Source organism: Paenibacillus sp. 01T424 (genome assembly GCF_056398745.1).
Map to the genome: position 1 here is coordinate 16,466 of NZ_JBFTPZ010000050.1, position 19,704 is coordinate 36,169.

The window sequence follows — 19,704 nt, forward strand, 5'->3', positions numbered from 1 at the left end:
CAGCGGTACTCAATGCAAATATGTTATTTATGCGAAATCATCCACGCACTCGTATGACAGTCTATCCAGAAATGTGAATTAGAGACAATCTCTCGTTTCATCGTTCGCATCCTAACATAAAATCAGTTACACTTGGTTATAAAGCATTTACACATAAGATTACGCTTTCGACGCAGCATTTGTTACATAAATGAAGCAGATGAGCGTCTAAATATCAATTAGCCCAGGAGGTTTCCTTATGAAACTAATTTCAATAGAACCAACGCCGAGTCCCAATTCCATGAAGCTGAACGTCGATGAGATGCTCCCTCGCGGACGCAGACTCACCTACAAAGCGAATGAAGCAAGCGACGCTCCTGAGCTGCTTCAGCAGCTTTTGCAAATAAACGGAGTGAAAAGCTTATTCCGTACAGCTGACTTTATTGCGCTTGACCGCAAGCCTGGAGCAGATTGGGCAGCTATACTCGCTGAAGCAGGACAATTGCTGCAGAAGGTTGCTGATGGCGACAACGGCGAGAACAGCGGGAAAGGACCTTCAACAAGCTTTGGCGAAGCACAGGTGCTCGTTCAAATGTATCGCGGCATTCCGATGCAGGTGCGCGTAAGAATGGGAGACATTGAGGCACGTTCAGCGCTCCCGCCACAGTTTGGCGAGGCGGTTAACCTTGCCGCTGGCTCTGGCATGATTCGCGAGCGCAAGCTGGAGGAGTTTGGCGTTCGCTACGGAGAGCCCGAGGAAATTGCAGCTGAAATTGTACGCGAGCTGGAAGCTTCCTATTCGAGTGAGAGATTGGACACTCTTGTGCAAGCAGCTATTGAGCAAGGGAATGCTGGTGCTGAAGGAGAAGCTCCAGCTGTCGTAAGGCCAGCTCCGCTAACTTTTGAACAAGCGCAAGAGCAGTTCGCCTCACCGGATTGGCAGGTTCGTTACGCAGCATTGGAGCGATACGTTTCCGCTATAGAAGGTTTGCCTCTGCTTGCACAAGCGATAAAGGATGAGAACACATCCATTCGTCGTCTTGCCGTTATCTATCTTGGCGATCTGCGAGCGCCTGAAGCGCTGCCGTATTTGTTTATGGCGCTGCGTGATTCCTCAACTTCCGTTAGAAGGACGGCTGGCGACACGCTGTCTGATCTTGGTGATCCCGCTGCGGTTGGACCGATGATTGAATCGCTCCGTGACAAAAACAAGCTTGTCCGCTGGCGCGCGGCACGCTTCCTCTATGAAGCAGGAGATGAATCTGCGATCGATGCGCTGCGTGAAGCTGCTAACGATAATGAATTTGAAATTCAGCTTCAAGCCAAAATGGCGCTTGAACGGATTGAACGCGGTGAAGAAGCAGCCGGCTCTGTATGGCAGCAAATGACCGCGGCGAGAAAAAATGAGCAATAATTGATTTACTCCAATAGGAAAGGGGGTGCAGAAATGCACCCCCTTTCCTATTGGAACAAAATGAGGTGCAGCCCTCTGCACCTCATCCTATTATTTCGTATATTCCAGCTGAAGATTAACAAGAAGTGATTGATCGCCAGCATAAGGCTCATAGCTTGCCCGATAGCCAACTGCTACGTTTATACGTTTGAAGGCAGCCTTTAAAGCTGCTGGGAATTGATCACCTTGCTCATATCTGAATGACAGGCTCCCTGCCTTGGAATCAAGCGCCGATTGTATAACTTGATTCAGCTGCGCTGAGCTTGATACCGTATATTCCGGTTCAAGCCAGTGCAAGCCAAGTGCGATCTTCAGCCTGCTGAAGCGGCTGCGCTCCGCCTTTCCCCCTTGCTTCTCCAACTCACGAATCGTATCCGCATAGGAGACGTTTGCAGCAGGATAAGTTCTAGTCCACTGGTGATCAACGCGCAGTTCCTCATCCGTTCTCAAATAATAGTTATAACGAATCGTACTCTCGCTTGGCGAAACTTTTTGTGCCGTGATTTGGCTTCCTGCTGATGCTGCTGCGACCGGATCATCCCAGGTTAGATCCAAATGGTACCAAACACCGTCTACCTGCACCATATTCCATGCATGCTCGCCCGTATTCACAGTACCCTCTGCGATTAAAACCGTCAGTCCCGCTTGCTTCAGCATTTTATAGCCTAGCAATGAGTATCCTTGACACACGGTTTCTCCGAGTGTCACCGCATCATAAGCAGTGTAATGCTTCAATGTTTTATCATACTCCACATGGCTAACGACCCAGTCGTGAATGGCTTTTATTTTCTCATGCTCATTCATTCCCGGCTCTATTATAGATTGGAGCGCCTTTGCAACGGTGCGATCTACAACTGCCGTTTGTTCCAGTGTCTCGCGGTATCTGGCTTCCAGAGCAATCGTCGATTTATTTCCCCAGCTGCGAATGGTGTAGATGTAGGATTCAAGAATGTAGGCTGAATAATCATCATGCTTTAAAGCAGCACGAATGACCTCTGTCATTTTCTTCGATAGTTCCTGCTTGTCCCCCGTGTATGTCACTGAAAACCGCTCGGACCTGGCTTTGAAATGTTTAGCAAGCTCGAGCTCCAAGCGCTCCATCTTATTCGTTTCATCCAAGGCGGCCACCTCCTCCGACTCTGCTGCCGCCGGAAATAAATCCAGCTTGAGGTCAAGACAAAATGCAGCTACTACGATAACGACAACCACCAACAATTTAGAAGCTACTCTACGCATTCGAACCTCCTTAACAATAAGTGAAAGAAAGCAACCATTTATCGGAAACTTCTTCACATTTATATTTTCAACTAGAAGGGATGCCCGCTTATAAGCTAGCAGCCTTGTAATCAAACTGTAATATTTCTCTCATCTTGGTTTCATCTTATGCTTATATAATAAATTCATGACCCCCCTTTATTATATATTCTCTCTTGAAGCCTGCAGCCTCGTGCCGCGGGCTTCCTTTTTGATAGAAGCATACTCCATGGATTCCAGCAAAAAAGGGATAACCTTCTCCCAAAAGCTAGAATCTTGCTCGGAAGTGCTATGTCCTTTGGTCGATACGAACAGTGTTTGAATCAGATGATCTGGCAATTGCTCTTTCAGCTGCTTCAGATCCTCCGCACTAATAAACTCATCACCATTCGAATGAACCATCATAATCGGTGTACGGCCAATGTCGGAGCTGCCGGCATGTTTAGCTATTACAGCAGGAATGCTGGCCTCTTTAAACTGCGACCACGATATGCGTGAACGAATAAGCCATATCATCGGAATCAGATAGGCTAGCGGGAAAAGCGGCAGTTTTTTGCGTCGCAATTCCGATTTCATCATCGTATCGAAATGGACGGGCATTGAATCCGTTACGACCGCTCTCACCTTCATACCTTGATCAAGGGCAAGCAGCGCTCCAAATCCGCCAAGGGAATGACCTAGTATAGCAATTCGGTCTGGATCCATACCTGGCAAACTTTTGGCTGTATCAAGAGCAGCGAGCACATCATCCCGAAACATGAGCGCGGAAGGCGCAGAAATCGAATCGCTGTTGCCGTGGCTGCGTGCATCATACATCAATATAGCGAACCCTGCTTCATAAATCGGACGCGTATACCTAAGCACTCTCGTCCGATTCGATCCCCAGCCATGCGCAATAATAATTAGAGGTGCAAGTCCGTTCTTTAACAATTCGTTGGAAGCAGGCTGAAGCAGCCAGCCTTCCAGCTTAGAGCCATAATTAGTGAACGTTAAGGATTGCCACTGCGTGTCGACAAGAGGAGTCTCCGCATTCATAATCTTTCGAGGCTTCTGGCTGCGCGCGCCCATTTGCCAGATTAGCGCAGCAAGCAGCAAAACAATAATAAAGAAGATGATAACGATCCATAAGACAACGTCCATGAGATAACCTCCTTGCTCTATAACTTGCTTACGATATCTACGAATTGCCGTGCTCGTTCCGTTACTTGAGCGAATTTCCCTTCGCGAACCCATTCCAAATTAACGAGCTTGCTGCCCATTCCAACAGCATTTGCTCCTGCTTTAAAATAATCTGCAATATTATGTAAATCCACTCCGCCAGTAGCAATCATCGGAATATCGTTTAAAGGTCCGCGAATTTCCTGCAAGTAACCTATGCCGAGCGTGCCCATTGGAAAAATTTTTACAGCATCCGCTCCTGCCTTCCAAGCTTTCACAATTTCAGTCGGTGTCATAACACCGGGCCATACAGAGAGGCCGTGCTCGCGGCCATATGCAATAACTTCCTCATCTAGGTTAGGCGATATGAGATATTGGGCACCTGCCGCCACAGCCTCCTTAGCAAGGTCTACATCCGTTACTGTGCCGGCACCTACTGCAGCTTTTCCATCAAACTTCGAACGCCAACGCTCTATCATAGCCGCTGCTCCGCCCGTGTTCATCGTAATTTCCATCATATGAATGCCGCCGTCTATTAAAGCCTGCGCTGTATCATCTGCATGCCGATCTTCAATTCCTCGTAAAATGGCTACAATTTTGTGCTGCAAGAGCAGCTCCAGCATATTGCTCATTTGCTTCTCCTCCGACTCTTATAATCATTTATTCCCAAAATTGCTTTAAAATGCGCAAAAATAAATTCGGAAACGGCAGCGTGTCCATATCTTCCTTTGAAATCCATCGGTAAGTGCCCGGCTGCTCATTATGTTCCTCAGTAGAAACATCTATAGCTGCCGCCTTTTGATTCCCTTCATAAGAGGACGCTGCCTCCGCAGCAATAGCTGCGCTGCCCGATGCAGCTGCGATGTCTGCGTCTAAAGCTGAATAAGACGTTTCACCCAAATCGGCTAAATAAAAACGCATTTTCCAATGAATATGACTAAAAATATGATCAGCATCTGTAAACCAGCTGCGCGGACGAATAAGAAGTCCTGTGTCCTCATCAAGCATGCGGCTGATCATCTCGGCGAGCTCGCCCTGCTCCTTCGGCGCTGTTTCATCCAGCCAGTTCACCTTATCCGGCGGCAGCAGCAAATGAGGAAGCTCCCACATTTGGGCTAGAAGGCCTGTAGCTGGACGCTGCCTTACGAGCACTTTGCCTACATTTTCTCCGCTGCCAACAACGATCGCTGCCGCCCTAAACTCTGGACGAGGAGGCTTCGCCTTCGTCTTGATCGGCAATTCCATTTCTCTGCCTGCTAGTCTCGCCTCACAATGCTCCATTACAGGGCAAGGCAAACAGCTTGGCGATTTCGGCGTACACACGAGAGCACCCAGCTCCATCAGCGCTTGATTGAAGTCGCCAGCGGCGCCTTCTGGAATAAGCGAAGCAGCCAGCTTCTCAATGCCTACTCGCGTAGAAGCTTTTGCGATATCATCCTCCAAGCAAAAATATCGCGAGAGCACACGCATCACATTACCATCCACTGCCGGCTCTGGACGATTAAATGCGATGCTCATAATAGCTCCGCTAGTATAAGGGCCAACGCCTTTCAATCCAGCAACGGACGCTTTATCATCTGGGACGATTCCCCCATAACGCTGAGCGACCTCTTTGGCACCTGCTTGCAAATTGCGGGCACGCGAGTAGTAGCCAAGCCCCTCCCAGCTTTTGAGCACTTCCTCTTCAGGTGCTTCAGCAAGTGCTCGCACCGTTGGGAATTTACTCATGAATTGATTGTAATATGGAATAACAGTGTCTACCCTCGTCTGCTGCAGCATAATTTCCGATACCCACACCCGATAAGGATCTTTATTAATCCTCCATGGCAAATCGCGTTTGATAAGCCGATACCAATTTAGCAGCTCTGTACTAAAATATGTCTTTACATCTATTTCTCCCATTAGCTTTTCTCCTCGTTCATTCTTGTTGTAAGCGTCTTTCGATTGGTTCCGGTATTTTTTCCAATCCGTCTATACTGAACCGGCGTGATGCCTGTATATCTTTTGAACAGCCGTGATAAGTAATGATTTTGCATGCCAACCTGCTTCGCAACAACGGCTACAGGAAGCTCCGTTTCCATAAGCAGCTGCTTTGCGATCGCAATGCGGCGATTCGTCACATATTGGATCGGCGAACAGCCCATGATGTTTTTGAAGGATGTTATAAAATAGTTTGGATGGAGAAAAGCAAACTTAGCTAGCTCCTCAATTTGTATGTTCTGATGCAAATTTTCTTCAATATAGGCGAGCACTTCATTCCATTTTACCTCAAAATCCGATTGCTGGAATGTTGTTCTCTGCACATGGCTTTCTTCTAAATAATAGGCAAGCAGCTCCAGCAGCACCGACTTTAACCGCAGCTCTCGTGTAATCGATTTACGATGCTGATATTCGTTCATTTTTATAAAAAGGTTCTTCATCATTTCTTTGTCTTTCACATAAACAAATGGCGGAAGCTGCAGCGCATTTATAACTTGAAAATCGCTAAGCTCCAAACGGAAATGGCACCAATAAAGCCCCAGCTTCTCATTTCCCTCTGTACCAAAAGATTGTTTTGTACCCGCCGGCAAAAAATAAAGCGTACCCGGCTGTACGAAATAAGTGTCATTTTGTATGTTAAGCCGGGCTTCTCCCTTGACTGTATAACCGAAACGGAAAAAATCCGGCTCGGTTTTTTGCTCGAACCAGCCCGGTTCAAACTCGTTATAGGCAGTCATAATAACCTCGGCTTGAATGTTGTTCAACTGATTTTGCAAAATACTTTCTATTGTCGGTTTCATGAATTCTCCTATAAGTAAAACTGAGATATAATAGTTATATCTTCTCTCGAGTGGTTAACATCTTCTCTATTATACGAACTAACGATTCAAATTCATATGGAAGTCTTATGAATATCCTAAACAAGACCGAATCTTCCATAATAAAGAATAAACGAAAGGATTGCTATATATGAATCGGAACCGAGGTTTTTCTATTGCAACAACATTCTTTATAGCCGTGTTACTGCTGGCAGGCTGTGGAAGCAAAGAGAACAGCTCTCCTGAGAAAACCAACGCGCTGATTGGGCCGGAGGAAGTTATTTCGGTTTATAAGGCCAATTGCGTCAGCTGTCACGGAACCGGGCTTCAAGGCAGAGTAGGCCCGGCAACAAATCTCCAAAAAGTTGGAGAGCGCATGAGTGCTGCTGATATTACGAAACAGATTGAAGAGGGCGAAGGCTCGATGCCTGCTTTTAAAGAGCGTCTGACCGCTGAAGAAATTGCTGGGCTCTCTAATTGGTTGGCAAGCAAAAAATAACAAAGGCTTAGCGAAAAAAAAGGATGCCTGAGCAGATTATGCTGCTCAAGCATCCTTTTTTTCTTGTTCATGTTCGCTTAATAGCCGATATGATGGCCGTTTATTTTTGGAGAGCTCATGAAATGAAGTGCCGCTTGGCCGGCGTAGGTCCAATGCGTTTCACCCATTTGGGGATGCATCGGAAATAAATCACCCTGTACAAGCACTAGATCTCCGCCCCAATCGTCTGAATACAACCCGTCGAATTCAACCCATTGTCCGGTTTTAAACCGACGCTTCGTTTTTTGCAGCCGCTGCTCCTTCATTGTCGACATCCCCTCTCGACTAGCTAACTTGGTATATTACATTCCAAGTATAGGCAAAAGGTTACTCCGATATCCGTTCCGCAACAGCAAAAGCTGAAGCCAGCTTTCGTTCATGTGTAATCGTAACATGAATTCGAACAGCCTCTCTGCTAAAGCCTAGGCGATTCCAAGCTGCCACCGTTAAGCTGCACTCGGGTTTGCCGCAGCTTCCCCGCAAAATTTCGATGTCTGTGAATCCTAATATATTCCCTATTCCACAGCCAAAAGCTTTCACAACCGCTTCCTTCGCAGCGAAACGTCCAGCCGTGAACTGATAAAGCCGCTCGCCTGTATACTCCGAAGCCAGCTCTCGCTCGCCCGCAGACAGCACCCGCTCCAAAAACCTTCTGCCTGTGCGGCCATCCACTATTTTCGCGATTCTTGTAATATCTGATAAATCATGTCCGATGCCGATGATCATGCTAACACCCGCCTTTTCCCTGATGGTGAGATTAGCAGAAGCATGAAGCGAAGTCAAGCATGGACATGTCTTTCCCTCTTATTTTGCAGTAACAACTATTCCGTTAGCGAGTCGCCTATCACTCGCTCATAATGGAAGTTGTTTCCTTTCTCGTCTTTTACATCAACTGTAATTAACCCTTTTTTCTGATCATCGATAAACTCACCTGATGAACGATACGTATATTTCGTAAAGCCTGGAAATTCAAACATCTCTTTCCCCATCGGCTGCAATTCCAGCGGAATCATAATTTTGTTTCCTTGCTCGGTTTCCTTTTCCGCTTCCGCTTGATTCGAGTCTGTCTTAACAGCTACTTCCGCGGATAAAGGCGTTCCCTGATCTTCAGGAAGCCACAAATCAAGGCGTACAGCCTGATCCCCAGTCTGATCATTCTCCGAAATACGCAAACTCATATGCGCCTGCTCACCCATCACATGCCAATAGATCGGTTCAGCCAGCTTTGACTCCACGCGTGCTTCCGGCGGAGAAGTTGTCGACAACCAGCCTGCCAGCACGAATAGAGCAACAGCAAGCAGCATCTCAATTCGGATGCCAACCAGCAACCCTCTTGCGGCGCTCGCTTTCGCGATTTGCGGCATGAATACGAGCTTATGAAGTGCTGCAATGACGACGACAAGCAGCATGAGAATGGTTTTGGCGAGGATTAGCTTGCCATACGCTGTAGTGAGCAATTGTCCCCATTCTGAGAGCCTAGCAGCCGAAAGCCATATTCCGCTAATCAAAATAACGATCATGCTTGGCAGCGCCCACTTTGCGAAACGCACAGCCGCTTGGTTCAAGAGCTCCACAGCATTTCTATGGAAAGTTAATGACAGCAAACCCGCAAGGCCACCAAACCATATTGCGGCAGCAGACATATGGACCGTATGGGTCACTATTCCAAATACGACATCGGTTAAAGCAGCATTCGCATGGCCTGTGAGCGGGAAGCTCACTATCAATGCCGCTGCAGCTATCCATTTAATCATATTCGCCCATCGTCTCTCCCGAATAGGGGCAAATGCGAGAAGAAGTGCGATTAAAGCAAGCCCAACTCTTAATGTCGCTATCTTTCCAATCATTGTTCCATTAGCTAATGCATAGATGGATACACCGCCGAATTGGTCTGCAAGCATCGACAAGCGAAGCAATCCGGAAACCAGCCAAATAAGCGCCGCGGCTCCCATCACTAGTCTCTCGGCTCGGACGGAGAAACCAAACGGTGCCTTAGATTCATCATCTCTCCAGATGACATATCGGAAAAACAATATTCCAGCGAGAATAACAGCCGTCAAAATATCGAGTATGCGCATCAGCACCATGAAGCCTTGGCCACCCGTATGATCGTGCTCGGCCTCTCCAGCGCCACTGTCGCCGCTGTGATTGCTATGGCTGCTGTGATCATTAGCCGTATCCTGTTCGATCTGCGGAGCAGCATTATCATCTTCCACAGCATCCGCATCAACATCTTTTGTATTTGTATTTGTATTTGTATCCGGCTCTGCTGTCTCCACCTCTTCACTGCTTGAAATCGTGGGAGACGGGGTAGCTGCCGTCCCTTCACTGACTTCTATAGCAGTCGGAGTGGGCGATGCAGATGGCGTAGGCGTTATATCCGGCTTCTTTGTAGGCTTAGGTTTAATTGTGGGCTCTGGACTCTTTGTAATTACTGGTTTGTCAGTCACTTTTGCTTCATTTCCAGAGCTGTTCCCTGTATTACCAGCAGAAGCACCGTCCAGTGAAACCGTATCATCCGGTTTCACAGCCTCAAGCTTCACGCCTACCGCAAATTTAAAGGAACCGTCTGTTATATGAGAATCAAGCGACAACACCTGCCAGCTTACTTCATAAATGCCCTTATCCAGCTTAGGAATGGTATAAACAAGCGTAAGATCATCATCACTGCTTAACTTGCCAGTAATGTCAGTGCCGCTACTGCTTTTTAGTGAAATATTACTTAGCTTCGTATCGATTTTCTCTGTAAATTTTATTCGAATGGCAGGCGGAGCTTCCGCCAGCTCCGCATCCCCATAAGGTGTCGATTGCGCAATATAGGCATGCGCCGAGACGAAGCTCGGCAGGCATGCCCATATTATTACTATTGCAAATATCAATCTTATTTTTTTCATCTGCAATCCTTATTTCGTATAAATGGCGACAGCTGCTTGATTACCGCCTACGGCAGGGAAGTATTCAACAGAAGCACCAGCTGCCTCAGCTGCGGAACGAAGGGTTACAGCACCTGTGCCTTTATATGCTGCGTCTACGTATTGCTTAATGAACGCTGCATCTACTTTCGTCGTACCGTTTGAAACGGTCAAACTGCTTACAGCTACTACGTTTCCGTTTACGTAAATTTGTGGTTTAGCAGACACGGCGCTGCCTGGGAGCTTCACTGATTTATTTTGAACCGTGAAAGTCATTGTAGCTTCGTAATTTGTTGCGCTGTATTCGCCTTCCTTAGCTTCCGTAGTGCTTGGCTTCGCACGTACTAAGTAATAATCGGCAGCACCCGTCGTAAATGAAACCACGCCCTTATCATCGGTCTTCAGCTCCACTGCTTCAGAATTGCTGCGACGAATAATATCAACGGCTGTATTAGTAAGCGGTTTGCCCTTTAGAAGCAGCTCAATCGACACTTTTTCACCCGGTGTAACTGCAGCAGGATTGAACAAAGGGATGAGCTCCGCTCGATCCGGGCTTACTTCCTTAAAGAAACCTGTAAGTGCTTTAACCCGATCAATAACAGGAATATCGCTAATCGCTACGAATGATTTGGCACTGCGCAGCGTACGAGTAGCAGCGTCTGCACCTTTGTACACGCTGTCTGCTTCGGTTGATATAATATACGCGCCTGGAACATTTGATTTAAATGACGCAACAAAGTAATTATTTAGCGCTGGCGTTGTTTCCGTAGCCGGCTCTCCAGTGTAGAAACGAGTGCCTGTAATATCTGACTTCTGCCCTGCCGGCGTAGTCACATATACTTTTGAAGTGCTGCCCCACTGCCCTTCCAACCGATAGCTCTTGTGCTCGTTGGAGTGGTTTCCGTACATAAGCTCAACATAGGAAACTTGACCAGGCGCTACGATTGGTGCACTCGTCTGAGACCAACCGTCATGCGCGAATACTGGAGCCGCCGCTCCTAGTGTCAACATAGCTGCCAGTGCGACACCCGCGATTTTTTTCTTAAGCTTCATAAAAATACCCCCATCGATTTGGATTCACTGTCCAAATTGTATCAATGGGGGAGCTGCATCACATGACTCGTTAGAGCTATATAGTGGTGAACGATATGTGAATCATGACTATGCAATTATGGAAAGTGAAGCTTTCCTTCCGTCTGGAACGATACGCAACTCGTTTAAGTTCTATATTCACTAAAATCAACTGAAAGGCCATTGATCAATTTCTCACTGCTGCCTTCTCCATCAACATTTAGCTCAAGTACGCTCTTATCATGGCTCACATACTTCACACTAAGCCTTTCCTCAGCAGACCAAGCTGGCCTATTGTTTTTTGCCTGTTCCACAAATTCTTCATAACTGCTTATGCCATTCTTCAACGCATCGTTCTGGCTGATTACTTCGACAATTACGCCGTTTTCTGAGCCTTTGCTTGTCACGATAGAGCGATCCGAACGATGTTCCAGATCATAAGGCTGCATAACATAAACCGCCAAAAACACATTCTCTGTCTGACCAACAAGCATGCCCGGCTCTTGCAGCCAATCCATACATGGCAATAACCCGATAATCGTATTGTCTTTGTCAGAAGGAATCGGATATAGAGCCATTATTGTATTTTTGTAATAAAGAACTTCCGTAAACTCGGTTTGATGCCGCAAATCTTCAACCGCATTCGCCTCTGCCGGGTGGAAGAAGTAGAGTTGATTCACGCCGTTTTGCAGTCCCAATGGCAAAGAAATATCCCAGCGATGCTGCTCATTGTCAAACTCCGAGAATCGCTCCCACATTCCGCCCGCTGCAAAATCCGATGTAATGAAGGCATAGCTGTGAAGCATGCTTGCTCCTTCATCCGTTAGCTTCGTAATCGCCTTTTTCTCCTCAGTTGGCTCACTGCGATTAAGCGCTGTACGACGAGCTGTTTCAGGCGCCTCGTAAAATAAAAATCCTGCATACTCCGTCCGCGGCATTTGCTCTGGAAGCTCGAAATCACCGAATTGCACATAATCATGCAGAACGTTGCTATCAAGCGGGATGTCATGCTTCTGACCGCGGCAATGAGCACCGACAAAGGCGCCTTTCAAATAGAATGCAGCTCGCTCATTCCAGAGAAAATCAAGCATATCGGCGAGCTCTTGTTTAATGGCTGCGTCCTGTATTTCGTACCAAGCACAAGTGAATGCCTGCACCCAATGCCAGAACCAAGGCAAGCTGTTGTATTCGGACATGCCATACTTGCGAATATGGGCTAATGTAAGCTGAAGATTGCTGCGACCATCCTCCAGCAAATCAGCATCGGCAAACATTTGTCCAAAAATCAGCTTTGCAGCTGTATATTTTGCATCGTGATGACCAAATACATTTTTATGATGGTAGAAGCCGCTTCGATAAATATGGATAAGGGCAGTATCAAATGCTTGGATTAGCTGCTTGTCAAAAAACGTCCTATAGCGTCTCGCAAAAAATGCCATCAAGCTCCCCATCAGCTCTACGGGCAACGTATTTGGCTTGGAGTCCTTCGGAACATCCTCTAGTCTAAGCGGCCAATGTCCATAAGTATCGCTTTCTACATCCTGATCTTGCAGCGCAAGCACCTCTAGAAGCACAGATTCCGCAGTTCGTTTAGCAGCCTCTCTCTCAAACGGCAGTTGTTCTGAGTTATCAACTGCAGCTGCAAGCAAATAGGAAGCATAATAAAAGTTATCGCGTAAATCGTGGTGGAACCATAAACCGCTGCTTAATAATGGCTGGTTATGGGCTGCAATTGCTATTTTTTGAATAATCTCTTTTTGCTTAGCTGTAAAGCTCATTATACGAATCTCCTCAATTTACCTTTTTTCTTCTAATCATATATAATTTGAATAATAAGAGATACCTCTTCATTATTTTTTTAGTTCAAAACTACAATCATTTTTTCGAATAAGGAGGACATTTTATGTTCAGAAAAAAAATCCCTCGTTAATCTCGTGGTCCGCCTCGACTCCTCTCTTTACATGATGAAGCTTATATAAATGGAGAGGATGATGGCAATGTGGCCAAAAATCGTTGATTGGAAAGAGCTGCGCTTTGGCGTGGAAATTGAGTTTGTAGGCGGAAATCCAGAAAGCTTGGAGCTGCTGCCTGGTTGGGTTATTTCTTTGGATGAGCGGCAAATTGATGCACAAGGTATGGAATCAGGCAGTGAGCTTAAGCCGCCTCCGATCTTGTGGGAAGACCGTGAGCAAATTCAGATCATGTTAAACAGGCTGAGGGAACAAGGAGCAACAGCCAATTGGAGCTGCGGACTCCATGTTCATATTGGTCTCGAACCATGGGGAGAAGATGCTGTCCTCCCGCTTATAGACGCCGCACTGGAATATCAACAAACGATTCAAGCGCTATTGAATACGAGCGAGCACCGACTGCAGTTCTGCCCGCCCGTTACTCCAGACATGCGTGAGAGCTATATTGCAAATCCAAGCGATGAAGCCGTTCTCCATGTAGGACGTCCGCAATCTCATCGTTGTGGAATAAACACAGCGGCTTGGTTTGATATAGGCACGGTGGAAATTCGTTATGCAAATGGCTCAGTGAATGATGAAGAAATTCTCCGTACCATTGAGCTGTGCTTGCGATTCGTAGCAGCGATAGGTGCCGGCCGTAAGCTTTCAACCGATCCCCTAAAAATGGCTCTTGAGCTTGAAGCACCTATTGATGGTTATCCTTCTGATTTACCACCGCCACAATGGTATCAAGAAAGGTGCTGGCTGGAGGAAGCTCTCATTCCCATCTTGACGCCGCTGGCAGCCGAACTTGTACCGGGTGGAGAAATTCATCATATCGTACCTGTTCAAGATGGTATTATGGTTGCTATTGAGAAATCTGGAGAACACCTATTTAAATTTGTGCTAAAGCCTGCTGCCCAGAGCTGGACAGTTGTACGTCAAGTTGAATCATAAATCAAAAACCCTTCCGCCGCGTTTCGGTGGAAGGGTCTTCTTACTTTTTAAAAATAAAATATCGATCAACAATTATGGCAAACATAACGCCTACGCTGTACCTGATCAAATCCACGGTCAAAAAACCGCTCCCGAGCACTAAAGCTCCAATAAACGTCCTGCGAATCTCATTAATCCAATCCGCCTGGTAGAGCTGACTAAACTCGATGCCAAAACAAAAGATGAGGCTAGCGCCAGCAGCCCAAAACAAGTTTTTGTGCACCCCTATGGTACGGAAGCCATAATAAATCATGCATGCCCAAAGCGCATCGCCAAAATGCTCTGCAACAAACCCAGGCAGCGAATCTGCAAAGCTCCTTGAGCTGTAGCCAAGCACCATCGTTATAACAACCGCAATCGCGTATCGTATTCTCGGTTTCATTTGATAATCACCTGCTTAAACGATTTTGCAGATCGATTTGGATTTGGCTGTGGATCTTGTCCCAGTCCAAGCTGCTTTTATTAAACAGCATTTTATCGATCGGCAACTCGTTTAGTATCGCTAATTCATAAGTCTTTCGCAGCTCAAGCACCTCGAGAAGACCTTGAGTTCCCTTGAGCTCTTTACTTTTGCCGTAGCCCTGCTCCGTGTAATACCAAGTAATAAAGTTTAGCCATTCTGTTGGCCGTTCAGCAATTATTGCAGGAAATGCATGTTTAAAGTCATCCTGATACAAATAGAGCAATACCGGATTCAGCTGCTTAATCAAGCGATTCAGTTCATGAATATAGGTCGATATTTCAACCTCGGRACAATTGTCTCGTACAAGCATGACGGTTAACGGATTTTGCAAAAAACAGCATTCCATTATGTACACTTCATCCCCGTTAATAGCCTGTCTCGAAAAATCGCTCCACTTTTCAATAATGAGCTGCTGATGCCTCTCCAAAGGGAGGTTATATACATCATAATCCCCGAAATATTCACTATTAATCGAATCTGTTTCCTTTAGCAGCTTCCCGTAATATACGATATATCCGTCCGCCTTAGCCTCGGAATGCTTAATGATTAACTGCTGTTGCTCCGTATATTTTTGCAGCATTTGCTTATATTGTTCTTCTGTAAAATAAGCCGCGGAATCATAATCGGCTGGGTGCTCCAAATCCCCCTCCAAAAACAAGCGATTGGCAATATTCTGTTCATCTAATAGCTGCTTCACAAAACGTGCCGTACTCGTTTTCCCTGATCCGGGCAATCCTTCAACAAGGATTAACTTCGTATTATTCATGGCATTCAGCTCCTTTCACAACTACTATATTCTATCTTCCAGCCGTTTCTCCTCCATCATTGGCGTCCGCTTAGCTAATCAAATGCTGCTCCACTGCAACAAAAAAAGACTGTCCCCTGCCGAATTCTCGGTTCAAGGGACAGTCTTTTTACTGCTCGAAGCTTAAAGCAGCTCATTAAATACCCGGAATCGGGGAGCGCTTATGCTCGGTTTTCAAATATTGCTTTTCAAGCTTCTCGCGAGCCTCGTCGCTAATGGACTTGCCTTCGAGATAGTCGCTGTTATCACCATAAGTGATGCCTAGCTCGCCCTCGTCGGTTTGTCCGTCCCATAGGCCTGCCGTTGGCGCTTTGTCGAGCACGCTTTGCGGTACGCCGATATGGGAGGCCAGCTCACGAACCTGCCGTTTATTAAGCGTACTAAGCGGAGTAACATCAACCGCTCCGTCGCCCCATTTCGTGTAAAAGCCTGTAATCGCTTCAGATGCATGATCTGTACCAACGACTAACAGATTAAGGTCGAATGCAAGCGCGTATTGCATAACCATCCGCGTTCTCGCTTTCACGTTGCCTTTGCCGCCGCGGCTCAAATGACGCGGAATGCCTAACGACTTAAAGCTATGCTCCACTTCAATCGCGATTTCATCCACAGCTTCTTCAATATTCGTCTCCGCGCGGTGCTTTAGCTGGAACGCTTCCGCTACTGCATAACTATCCGCAATATCGGATTGCTCGCCATAAGGCTGAAATACGCCAAGCGTCATATACTCGCGGCCTGTTTCAACGCTAAGCTCATCTGTTGCCCGCTTGCAAAGACCCGCTGCGACTGCGCTGTCAATTCCGCCGCTAATCGCAATAAGCAAACCCGTTGTTCCCGAGTTCGTTACGTATTCCTTCAAGAAATCAACCCGTTTGCGAATTTCCTGCTCCGGATCGATTTGCGGCTTAACGCCAAGTCTTTGAATAATGGATTGTTGTAAGCTCATAGTTACCTTCCTAATTAGCGGCAAAACCGATCGAAAGCGTCTGTCAGATCGGCTGCAATGTCCGATGCGGAACGATTTTCGATCTGGTGGCGCTCGATAAAGTGTACTAGCTCTCCATCCTTCAACAAAGCGATTGAAGGGGAAGATGGCGGATATGGAGCGAAAAACTCACGAGCTTTTGCTGTTGCTTCTTTATCTTGTCCTGCAAATACAGTGTATAAATGATCAGGAGTAATATCGTGTTGAAGCGCATCAGCCACGCCTGGACGGCATTGGCCTGCTGCACATCCGCAAACGGAATTGATAACAACAAGCGCCGTACCTTTTGCATTTGGCAATTTTTCTTCTACTTCTTCAGGTGTGCGAAGCTCCTGAATACCAATTCGAGTAAGATCGTCTCTCATAGGCTGCACCATATCTAACATGTATCGTTCGAATGACATCGACATCGAAACACACTCCTTTAATTACTTTATTTTAGCTACTATTATACCTTCCGTAGTCAAAATAAAGCAACCGGAGCGCTCGCACTCCGGCTGTTCTTTTTCAGCTTAAACAGGAGCGTCTTTCGGCTTGTCCAAACCAAATGCCGCATTTTTGTCAGGATGAGTAAATATTCCTCCTTGCGGCTGAAGGCCCTCCTCAAAAATATCTCGATTTTCAGCGGTTAGAAAACCTACATCCTTAAAAGGATGCACCCATTCATCGCCAGCCATTACAGCTGGATCTGTTTCCTCGCTCCACTGCGACAATGGTGAATCCGGAGACTCATATTCATGATCGCCTATAACGATGCCGTGTGAGTTCACAAACGGCGCACGGCTTCCTCGCCCTTCGCGAAACTGAGGCAGAAATTCGATTTCAAAAGGATCTAAAGCGGGATCATCTTTAAGCATTTCATCTTCATTCTTGTGCTCATGATCTGGCATATGAACACCTCCGCACTAAATTGAAGGACGATTAGGTCCATCAAGCTTTTTGTCAAAACCAGCGGATTCGGGTGATTTGCTGTCAGCAGCCGTATTATTTTTTGCCTGCTTTGCTTGCTCAGCCGAACGACCTTTTTCCTCATTATGCTGCGTCATTGTGAGCGCTCCTCTCGTCATAAAATGTAACCGCAATTGCCGGTTATCTTTCAGAGGTAGTATGCTCAGCTGGCGCTTTCCTTATAAATCCTGAGATAAACGAACCATATCAACAACCTGTATTCCGTTCTCATAAATCGCTTCCGGATAATGTCTAACAAAGAAGTCTCGGTCAATACTCGTCATTCGAAAGCCGCATTTCTGATACAATGCAAGCTGGCTGACCCCTGAATTGCCCGTTCCAATTTCAATCGTTTTGTAGCCTAGAAGCTTTGCATATGAAATCGCATAAAGTACCATTTGCTTTCCAAGCCCTTGGCCTTGCTTTGACTCCGCTACTGCTACATTTACGATCTCGATCGTCTCGGGCCTTGTTGGCAGCAGTACAAATACTGCAATAATTTCATTGCTTATAACACCTACAAAAACTTCCCCGCGTTTTATGTATTCTTCTACGAGCTTAATCGAAGGATCTGCTAACAAGAGCAGTTCCATTGGGGGTTGTTCGTTTGCTAACAACTTACGCATTTCCATTTCCACTCTAATAAGCTCCTTCATTCAACTCGCGCGTTCCTCCGGCACTGTGAAAGTAACGATAAACGCTGTACCTTCACCTTCCTTCGACTCAACGTCAATCCGGCCATTATGGCGCTCAGCGATGCTTAGGCATAACGGCAGGCCAAGCCCTGTTCCTTGCGTCTTCGTCGAGAAAAAAGGCTCGAACAAATGCTGCATTTGCTCTGGAGGTATACCGACACCCTGATCGGCAATCCGCAGCTCAATTTTATTTCCATTATTACGAGTACTAATATGTAATGAGCCCTTATTGCCCATAGCTTCCATTCCGTTACGGGCAATATTAAGAAATAGCTGCTTAATTTCTCTGTCGTTCATCATAATTAAAGGTATATCTTCGCAAAGGCTCACTTCAATAGATTGGCCTCGCAAATTCGCATCCGCACTAAGCAGAGGTATAAGTTCATTAACAACATCATGCAGGGAAGTCAGCTCCATGGCTAGTTCCCTATTTTGAGCAAGCGATAGAAAATCACTAATAATCATATTCGCACGATCCAGCTCATCGATCACAATCTGAAAGTATTCCTCTTGATTTTTTGGACTGCGCTCCTGAATCAATTGGACAAAGCCGCGAATAACCGCCATCGGATTGCGTATTTCATGAGTGATGCTTGCAGCCATTTGACCTATCAGGCTTAATCGTTCCATTCGCCCAACCTCACTCTGAAGTTGACGAAGCTCCGTTACATCTTGAACGATAAGTGATGCGCCTGCATTTTCAGCATTAACCGATGTACGCATCGAAATCGTCGACAAGAGCAGCATTTTATCGCCGCTAACGTACGGAACGAGTGTGTTCTTCCAGCCGTTTAACGCCTGAGAAAGCAGCTTTATGCAGACATCGCCATGTCCGTCCTGAAAAATAAGCGGGAAGGCTACGCCTAGCAAGTCCTTCACTTCCGAATCCTTTGAAGGAAGACTGAGAACTGTTTTGGCTATATCATTAAAATGTGTGATTTTCCCTTCACGATCAACAATGACTACCCCAAATGAAGTCTCATCTATAAATTGCTGAAGCTTCTCCACTTCATTGCTATAATTAACCGACATTCGTTTCACTTCATCATAGAGCTGCTGCTTCTCTTTAACATTTTCGATCATAAAGATAGAGAGCCAGGTTGCCATTAATGATGCACAAACAGAGATCAACTGCACGTAAATCATCACATTCGACCACCAAATACCATTAAATAACATAATTCCAGTAACGGAAATAATGTAGTATAGGATCAAAATGGACATGATCACTAAGCCCCTGCGTTTTTTCTGTTCTTTGCCTAAAACAGAGGTACGCTGGAAAGATGGAATCGCATACAACATCAGCGGGACAAAACCAATGACAAAAATGATAAAGTTAATGACTTCCAAGCTGCCTTCGAGCATAGATACTCTTACTGCAATGTAGATGACGGTTAAGACGGCTAATGTTGGCACGCCTCCATAGAGAGAACCTATTACATAAGGAATGAGACGAAAATCGACTTCATAACCTAATAAATCAGGAGCAGTCACCATACACAATACCATCGATCCACCGCAAAATAGGCTCATGAAAATAGGTATTCCCTTCCATCTTTGGTCTTTATCATACCAAAGCTGAAAGGCGAAAACAGGCAATAAGGACACAATGAATTGTAAGAGCAATTCCTTTAACACAGACGTCACGTCCGATCCCCCTACTACACTCTGAATCTATTCCATATTATGTTTTTTACGTA

General features: G+C 46.1%; 21 protein-coding genes. 3 read left to right on the forward strand and 18 right to left on the reverse strand.

The annotated features are described in order from the left end of the window. Window positions 1-238: 238 nt before the first annotated feature. A complete protein-coding gene (locus AC1DPK_RS28610; RefSeq protein WP_477512372.1) occupies window positions 239-1,393 on the forward strand; it encodes a conserved virulence factor C family protein in 1,155 nt (384 codons plus the stop codon). 90 nt (window positions 1,394-1,483) lie between these two features. On the opposite strand, the gene AC1DPK_RS28615 is transcribed toward AC1DPK_RS28610, so the two are convergent. The 5 genes from AC1DPK_RS28615 to AC1DPK_RS28635 all read right to left on the reverse strand — a co-directional run bounded on the left by AC1DPK_RS28615 (window position 1,484) and on the right by AC1DPK_RS28635 (window position 6,624). Further along, window positions 1,484-2,668, reverse strand: coding sequence for a transglutaminase domain-containing protein (locus AC1DPK_RS28615; protein ID WP_477512373.1), 1,185 nt, complete (start codon window positions 2,666-2,668; stop codon window positions 1,484-1,486). Between the two features lie 180 nt (window positions 2,669-2,848). Next, on the reverse strand, window positions 2,849-3,826 hold the full coding sequence (locus AC1DPK_RS28620; RefSeq protein ID WP_477512374.1) for an alpha/beta hydrolase: 978 nt from the start codon (window positions 3,824-3,826) through the stop codon (window positions 2,849-2,851). A gap of 17 nt (window positions 3,827-3,843) precedes the next feature. Further along, window positions 3,844-4,476, reverse strand: a complete 633-nt coding sequence (locus AC1DPK_RS28625; protein ID WP_076268942.1) for a bifunctional 4-hydroxy-2-oxoglutarate aldolase/2-dehydro-3-deoxy-phosphogluconate aldolase — start codon at window positions 4,474-4,476, stop codon at window positions 3,844-3,846. Between the two features lie 28 nt (window positions 4,477-4,504). After that, entirely contained in the window at window positions 4,505-5,746 is a 1,242-nt protein-coding gene (gene mutY, locus AC1DPK_RS28630) for an A/G-specific adenine glycosylase (RefSeq protein ID WP_477512375.1), read from the reverse strand. Continuing rightward, complete coding sequence (locus AC1DPK_RS28635; protein WP_477512376.1) at window positions 5,746-6,624, reverse strand: AraC family transcriptional regulator; 879 nt, start codon at window positions 6,622-6,624, stop codon at window positions 5,746-5,748. The genes mutY and AC1DPK_RS28635 overlap by 1 nt, the downstream gene beginning before the upstream one ends. A 169-nt stretch (window positions 6,625-6,793) precedes the next feature. Between AC1DPK_RS28635 and AC1DPK_RS28640 the strand changes: the two genes are divergently transcribed. Further along, a complete protein-coding gene (locus AC1DPK_RS28640; RefSeq protein WP_339204619.1) occupies window positions 6,794-7,141 on the forward strand; it encodes a c-type cytochrome in 348 nt (115 codons plus the stop codon). 77 nt (window positions 7,142-7,218) lie between these two features. Here AC1DPK_RS28640 and AC1DPK_RS28645 read toward each other — a convergent pair whose 3' ends face one another. The 5 genes from AC1DPK_RS28645 to AC1DPK_RS28665 form a co-directional block, all read right to left on the reverse strand. Beyond that, window positions 7,219-7,446, reverse strand: a complete 228-nt coding sequence (locus AC1DPK_RS28645; protein WP_076268946.1) for a hypothetical protein — start codon at window positions 7,444-7,446, stop codon at window positions 7,219-7,221. A 61-nt stretch (window positions 7,447-7,507) separates the two neighbouring features. After that, window positions 7,508-7,906: a holo-ACP synthase gene (gene acpS / locus AC1DPK_RS28650; protein ID WP_430059712.1), complete on the reverse strand. Its 399-nt coding sequence runs from the start codon at window positions 7,904-7,906 to the stop codon at window positions 7,508-7,510. 95 nt (window positions 7,907-8,001) lie between these two features. After that, the gene (locus tag AC1DPK_RS28655) at window positions 8,002-10,074 is read right to left on the reverse strand and encodes a copper resistance CopC/CopD family protein (protein WP_477512377.1); all 2,073 of its coding nucleotides are present in this window, start codon (window positions 10,072-10,074) and stop codon (window positions 8,002-8,004) included. A gap of 9 nt (window positions 10,075-10,083) precedes the next feature. Further along, window positions 10,084-11,145 carry a DUF4198 domain-containing protein gene (locus AC1DPK_RS28660; RefSeq protein WP_477512378.1) on the reverse strand — a complete coding sequence of 354 codons (1,062 nt, stop codon included), beginning with the start codon at window positions 11,143-11,145 and terminating at the stop codon, window positions 10,084-10,086. Between the two features lie 164 nt (window positions 11,146-11,309). Continuing rightward, entirely contained in the window at window positions 11,310-12,941 is a 1,632-nt protein-coding gene (locus tag AC1DPK_RS28665; RefSeq protein ID WP_477512379.1) for a hypothetical protein, read from the reverse strand. Window positions 12,942-13,160: 219 nt separating this feature from the next. On the opposite strand from AC1DPK_RS28665, the gene AC1DPK_RS28670 reads away from it, so the two are divergent. Beyond that, entirely contained in the window at window positions 13,161-14,069 is a 909-nt protein-coding gene (locus AC1DPK_RS28670) for an amidoligase family protein (RefSeq protein WP_477512380.1), read from the forward strand. A 40-nt stretch (window positions 14,070-14,109) separates the two neighbouring features. On the opposite strand, the gene AC1DPK_RS28675 is transcribed toward AC1DPK_RS28670, so the two are convergent. The 8 genes from AC1DPK_RS28675 to AC1DPK_RS28710 form a co-directional block, all read right to left on the reverse strand. After that, window positions 14,110-14,490: a ribosomal maturation YjgA family protein gene (locus AC1DPK_RS28675; protein ID WP_441876224.1), complete on the reverse strand. Its 381-nt coding sequence runs from the start codon at window positions 14,488-14,490 to the stop codon at window positions 14,110-14,112. A 7-nt stretch (window positions 14,491-14,497) separates the two neighbouring features. Then, window positions 14,498-15,337: a P-loop NTPase family protein gene (locus tag AC1DPK_RS28680; protein WP_477512381.1), complete on the reverse strand. Its 840-nt coding sequence runs from the start codon at window positions 15,335-15,337 to the stop codon at window positions 14,498-14,500. Between the two features lie 175 nt (window positions 15,338-15,512). Further along, the gene (nadE, locus tag AC1DPK_RS28685; protein WP_477512382.1) at window positions 15,513-16,322 is read right to left on the reverse strand and encodes an ammonia-dependent NAD(+) synthetase; all 810 of its coding nucleotides are present in this window, start codon (window positions 16,320-16,322) and stop codon (window positions 15,513-15,515) included. Between the two features lie 14 nt (window positions 16,323-16,336). Beyond that, window positions 16,337-16,771, reverse strand: coding sequence for a BrxA/BrxB family bacilliredoxin (locus tag AC1DPK_RS28690; protein ID WP_076268955.1), 435 nt, complete (start codon window positions 16,769-16,771; stop codon window positions 16,337-16,339). A gap of 102 nt (window positions 16,772-16,873) precedes the next feature. Beyond that, window positions 16,874-17,251, reverse strand: coding sequence for a DUF3905 domain-containing protein (locus tag AC1DPK_RS28695; protein ID WP_441876213.1), 378 nt, complete (start codon window positions 17,249-17,251; stop codon window positions 16,874-16,876). Window positions 17,252-17,266: 15 nt separating this feature from the next. Continuing rightward, window positions 17,267-17,407, reverse strand: coding sequence for a hypothetical protein (locus AC1DPK_RS28700; protein ID WP_477512383.1), 141 nt, complete (start codon window positions 17,405-17,407; stop codon window positions 17,267-17,269). Window positions 17,408-17,488: 81 nt separating this feature from the next. After that, on the reverse strand, window positions 17,489-17,941 hold the full coding sequence (locus tag AC1DPK_RS28705) for a GNAT family N-acetyltransferase (protein WP_477512396.1): 453 nt from the start codon (window positions 17,939-17,941) through the stop codon (window positions 17,489-17,491). A 24-nt stretch (window positions 17,942-17,965) separates the two neighbouring features. After that, on the reverse strand, window positions 17,966-19,651 hold the full coding sequence (locus AC1DPK_RS28710; protein ID WP_477512384.1) for an ATP-binding protein: 1,686 nt from the start codon (window positions 19,649-19,651) through the stop codon (window positions 17,966-17,968). Window positions 19,652-19,704 lie beyond the last annotated feature (53 nt).

Coding starts and splice junctions, on each gene's coding strand:
- AC1DPK_RS28625 (WP_076268942.1), bottom strand. CDS start 4,476: ATGAGCAATATGCTGGAGCTGCTCTTGCAGCACAAAATTGTAGCCATT.
- AC1DPK_RS28640 (WP_339204619.1), top strand. CDS start 6,794: ATGAATCGGAACCGAGGTTTTTCTATTGCAACAACATTCTTTATAGCC.
- AC1DPK_RS28695 (WP_441876213.1), bottom strand. CDS start 17,251: ATGCCAGATCATGAGCACAAGAATGAAGATGAAATGCTTAAAGATGAT.
- AC1DPK_RS28610 (WP_477512372.1), top strand. CDS start 239: ATGAAACTAATTTCAATAGAACCAACGCCGAGTCCCAATTCCATGAAG.
- AC1DPK_RS28635 (WP_477512376.1), bottom strand. CDS start 6,624: ATGAAACCGACAATAGAAAGTATTTTGCAAAATCAGTTGAACAACATT.
- AC1DPK_RS28615 (WP_477512373.1), bottom strand. CDS start 2,668: ATGCGTAGAGTAGCTTCTAAATTGTTGGTGGTTGTCGTTATCGTAGTA.
- AC1DPK_RS28620 (WP_477512374.1), bottom strand. CDS start 3,826: ATGGACGTTGTCTTATGGATCGTTATCATCTTCTTTATTATTGTTTTG.
- acpS (WP_430059712.1), bottom strand. CDS start 7,906: ATGATCATCGGCATCGGACATGATTTATCAGATATTACAAGAATCGCG.
- AC1DPK_RS28690 (WP_076268955.1), bottom strand. CDS start 16,771: ATGTCGATGTCATTCGAACGATACATGTTAGATATGGTGCAGCCTATG.
- AC1DPK_RS28700 (WP_477512383.1), bottom strand. CDS start 17,407: ATGACGCAGCATAATGAGGAAAAAGGTCGTTCGGCTGAGCAAGCAAAG.
- AC1DPK_RS28705 (WP_477512396.1), bottom strand. CDS start 17,941: ATGGAAATGCGTAAGTTGTTAGCAAACGAACAACCCCCAATGGAACTG.
- AC1DPK_RS28655 (WP_477512377.1), bottom strand. CDS start 10,074: ATGAAAAAAATAAGATTGATATTTGCAATAGTAATAATATGGGCATGC.
- AC1DPK_RS28660 (WP_477512378.1), bottom strand. CDS start 11,145: ATGAAGCTTAAGAAAAAAATCGCGGGTGTCGCACTGGCAGCTATGTTG.
- nadE (WP_477512382.1), bottom strand. CDS start 16,322: ATGAGCTTACAACAATCCATTATTCAAAGACTTGGCGTTAAGCCGCAA.
- AC1DPK_RS28670 (WP_477512380.1), top strand. CDS start 13,161: ATGTGGCCAAAAATCGTTGATTGGAAAGAGCTGCGCTTTGGCGTGGAA.
- AC1DPK_RS28675 (WP_441876224.1), bottom strand. CDS start 14,490: ATGAAACCGAGAATACGATACGCGATTGCGGTTGTTATAACGATGGTG.
- mutY (WP_477512375.1), bottom strand. CDS start 5,746: ATGGGAGAAATAGATGTAAAGACATATTTTAGTACAGAGCTGCTAAAT.
- AC1DPK_RS28665 (WP_477512379.1), bottom strand. CDS start 12,941: ATGAGCTTTACAGCTAAGCAAAAAGAGATTATTCAAAAAATAGCAATT.
- AC1DPK_RS28645 (WP_076268946.1), bottom strand. CDS start 7,446: ATGAAGGAGCAGCGGCTGCAAAAAACGAAGCGTCGGTTTAAAACCGGA.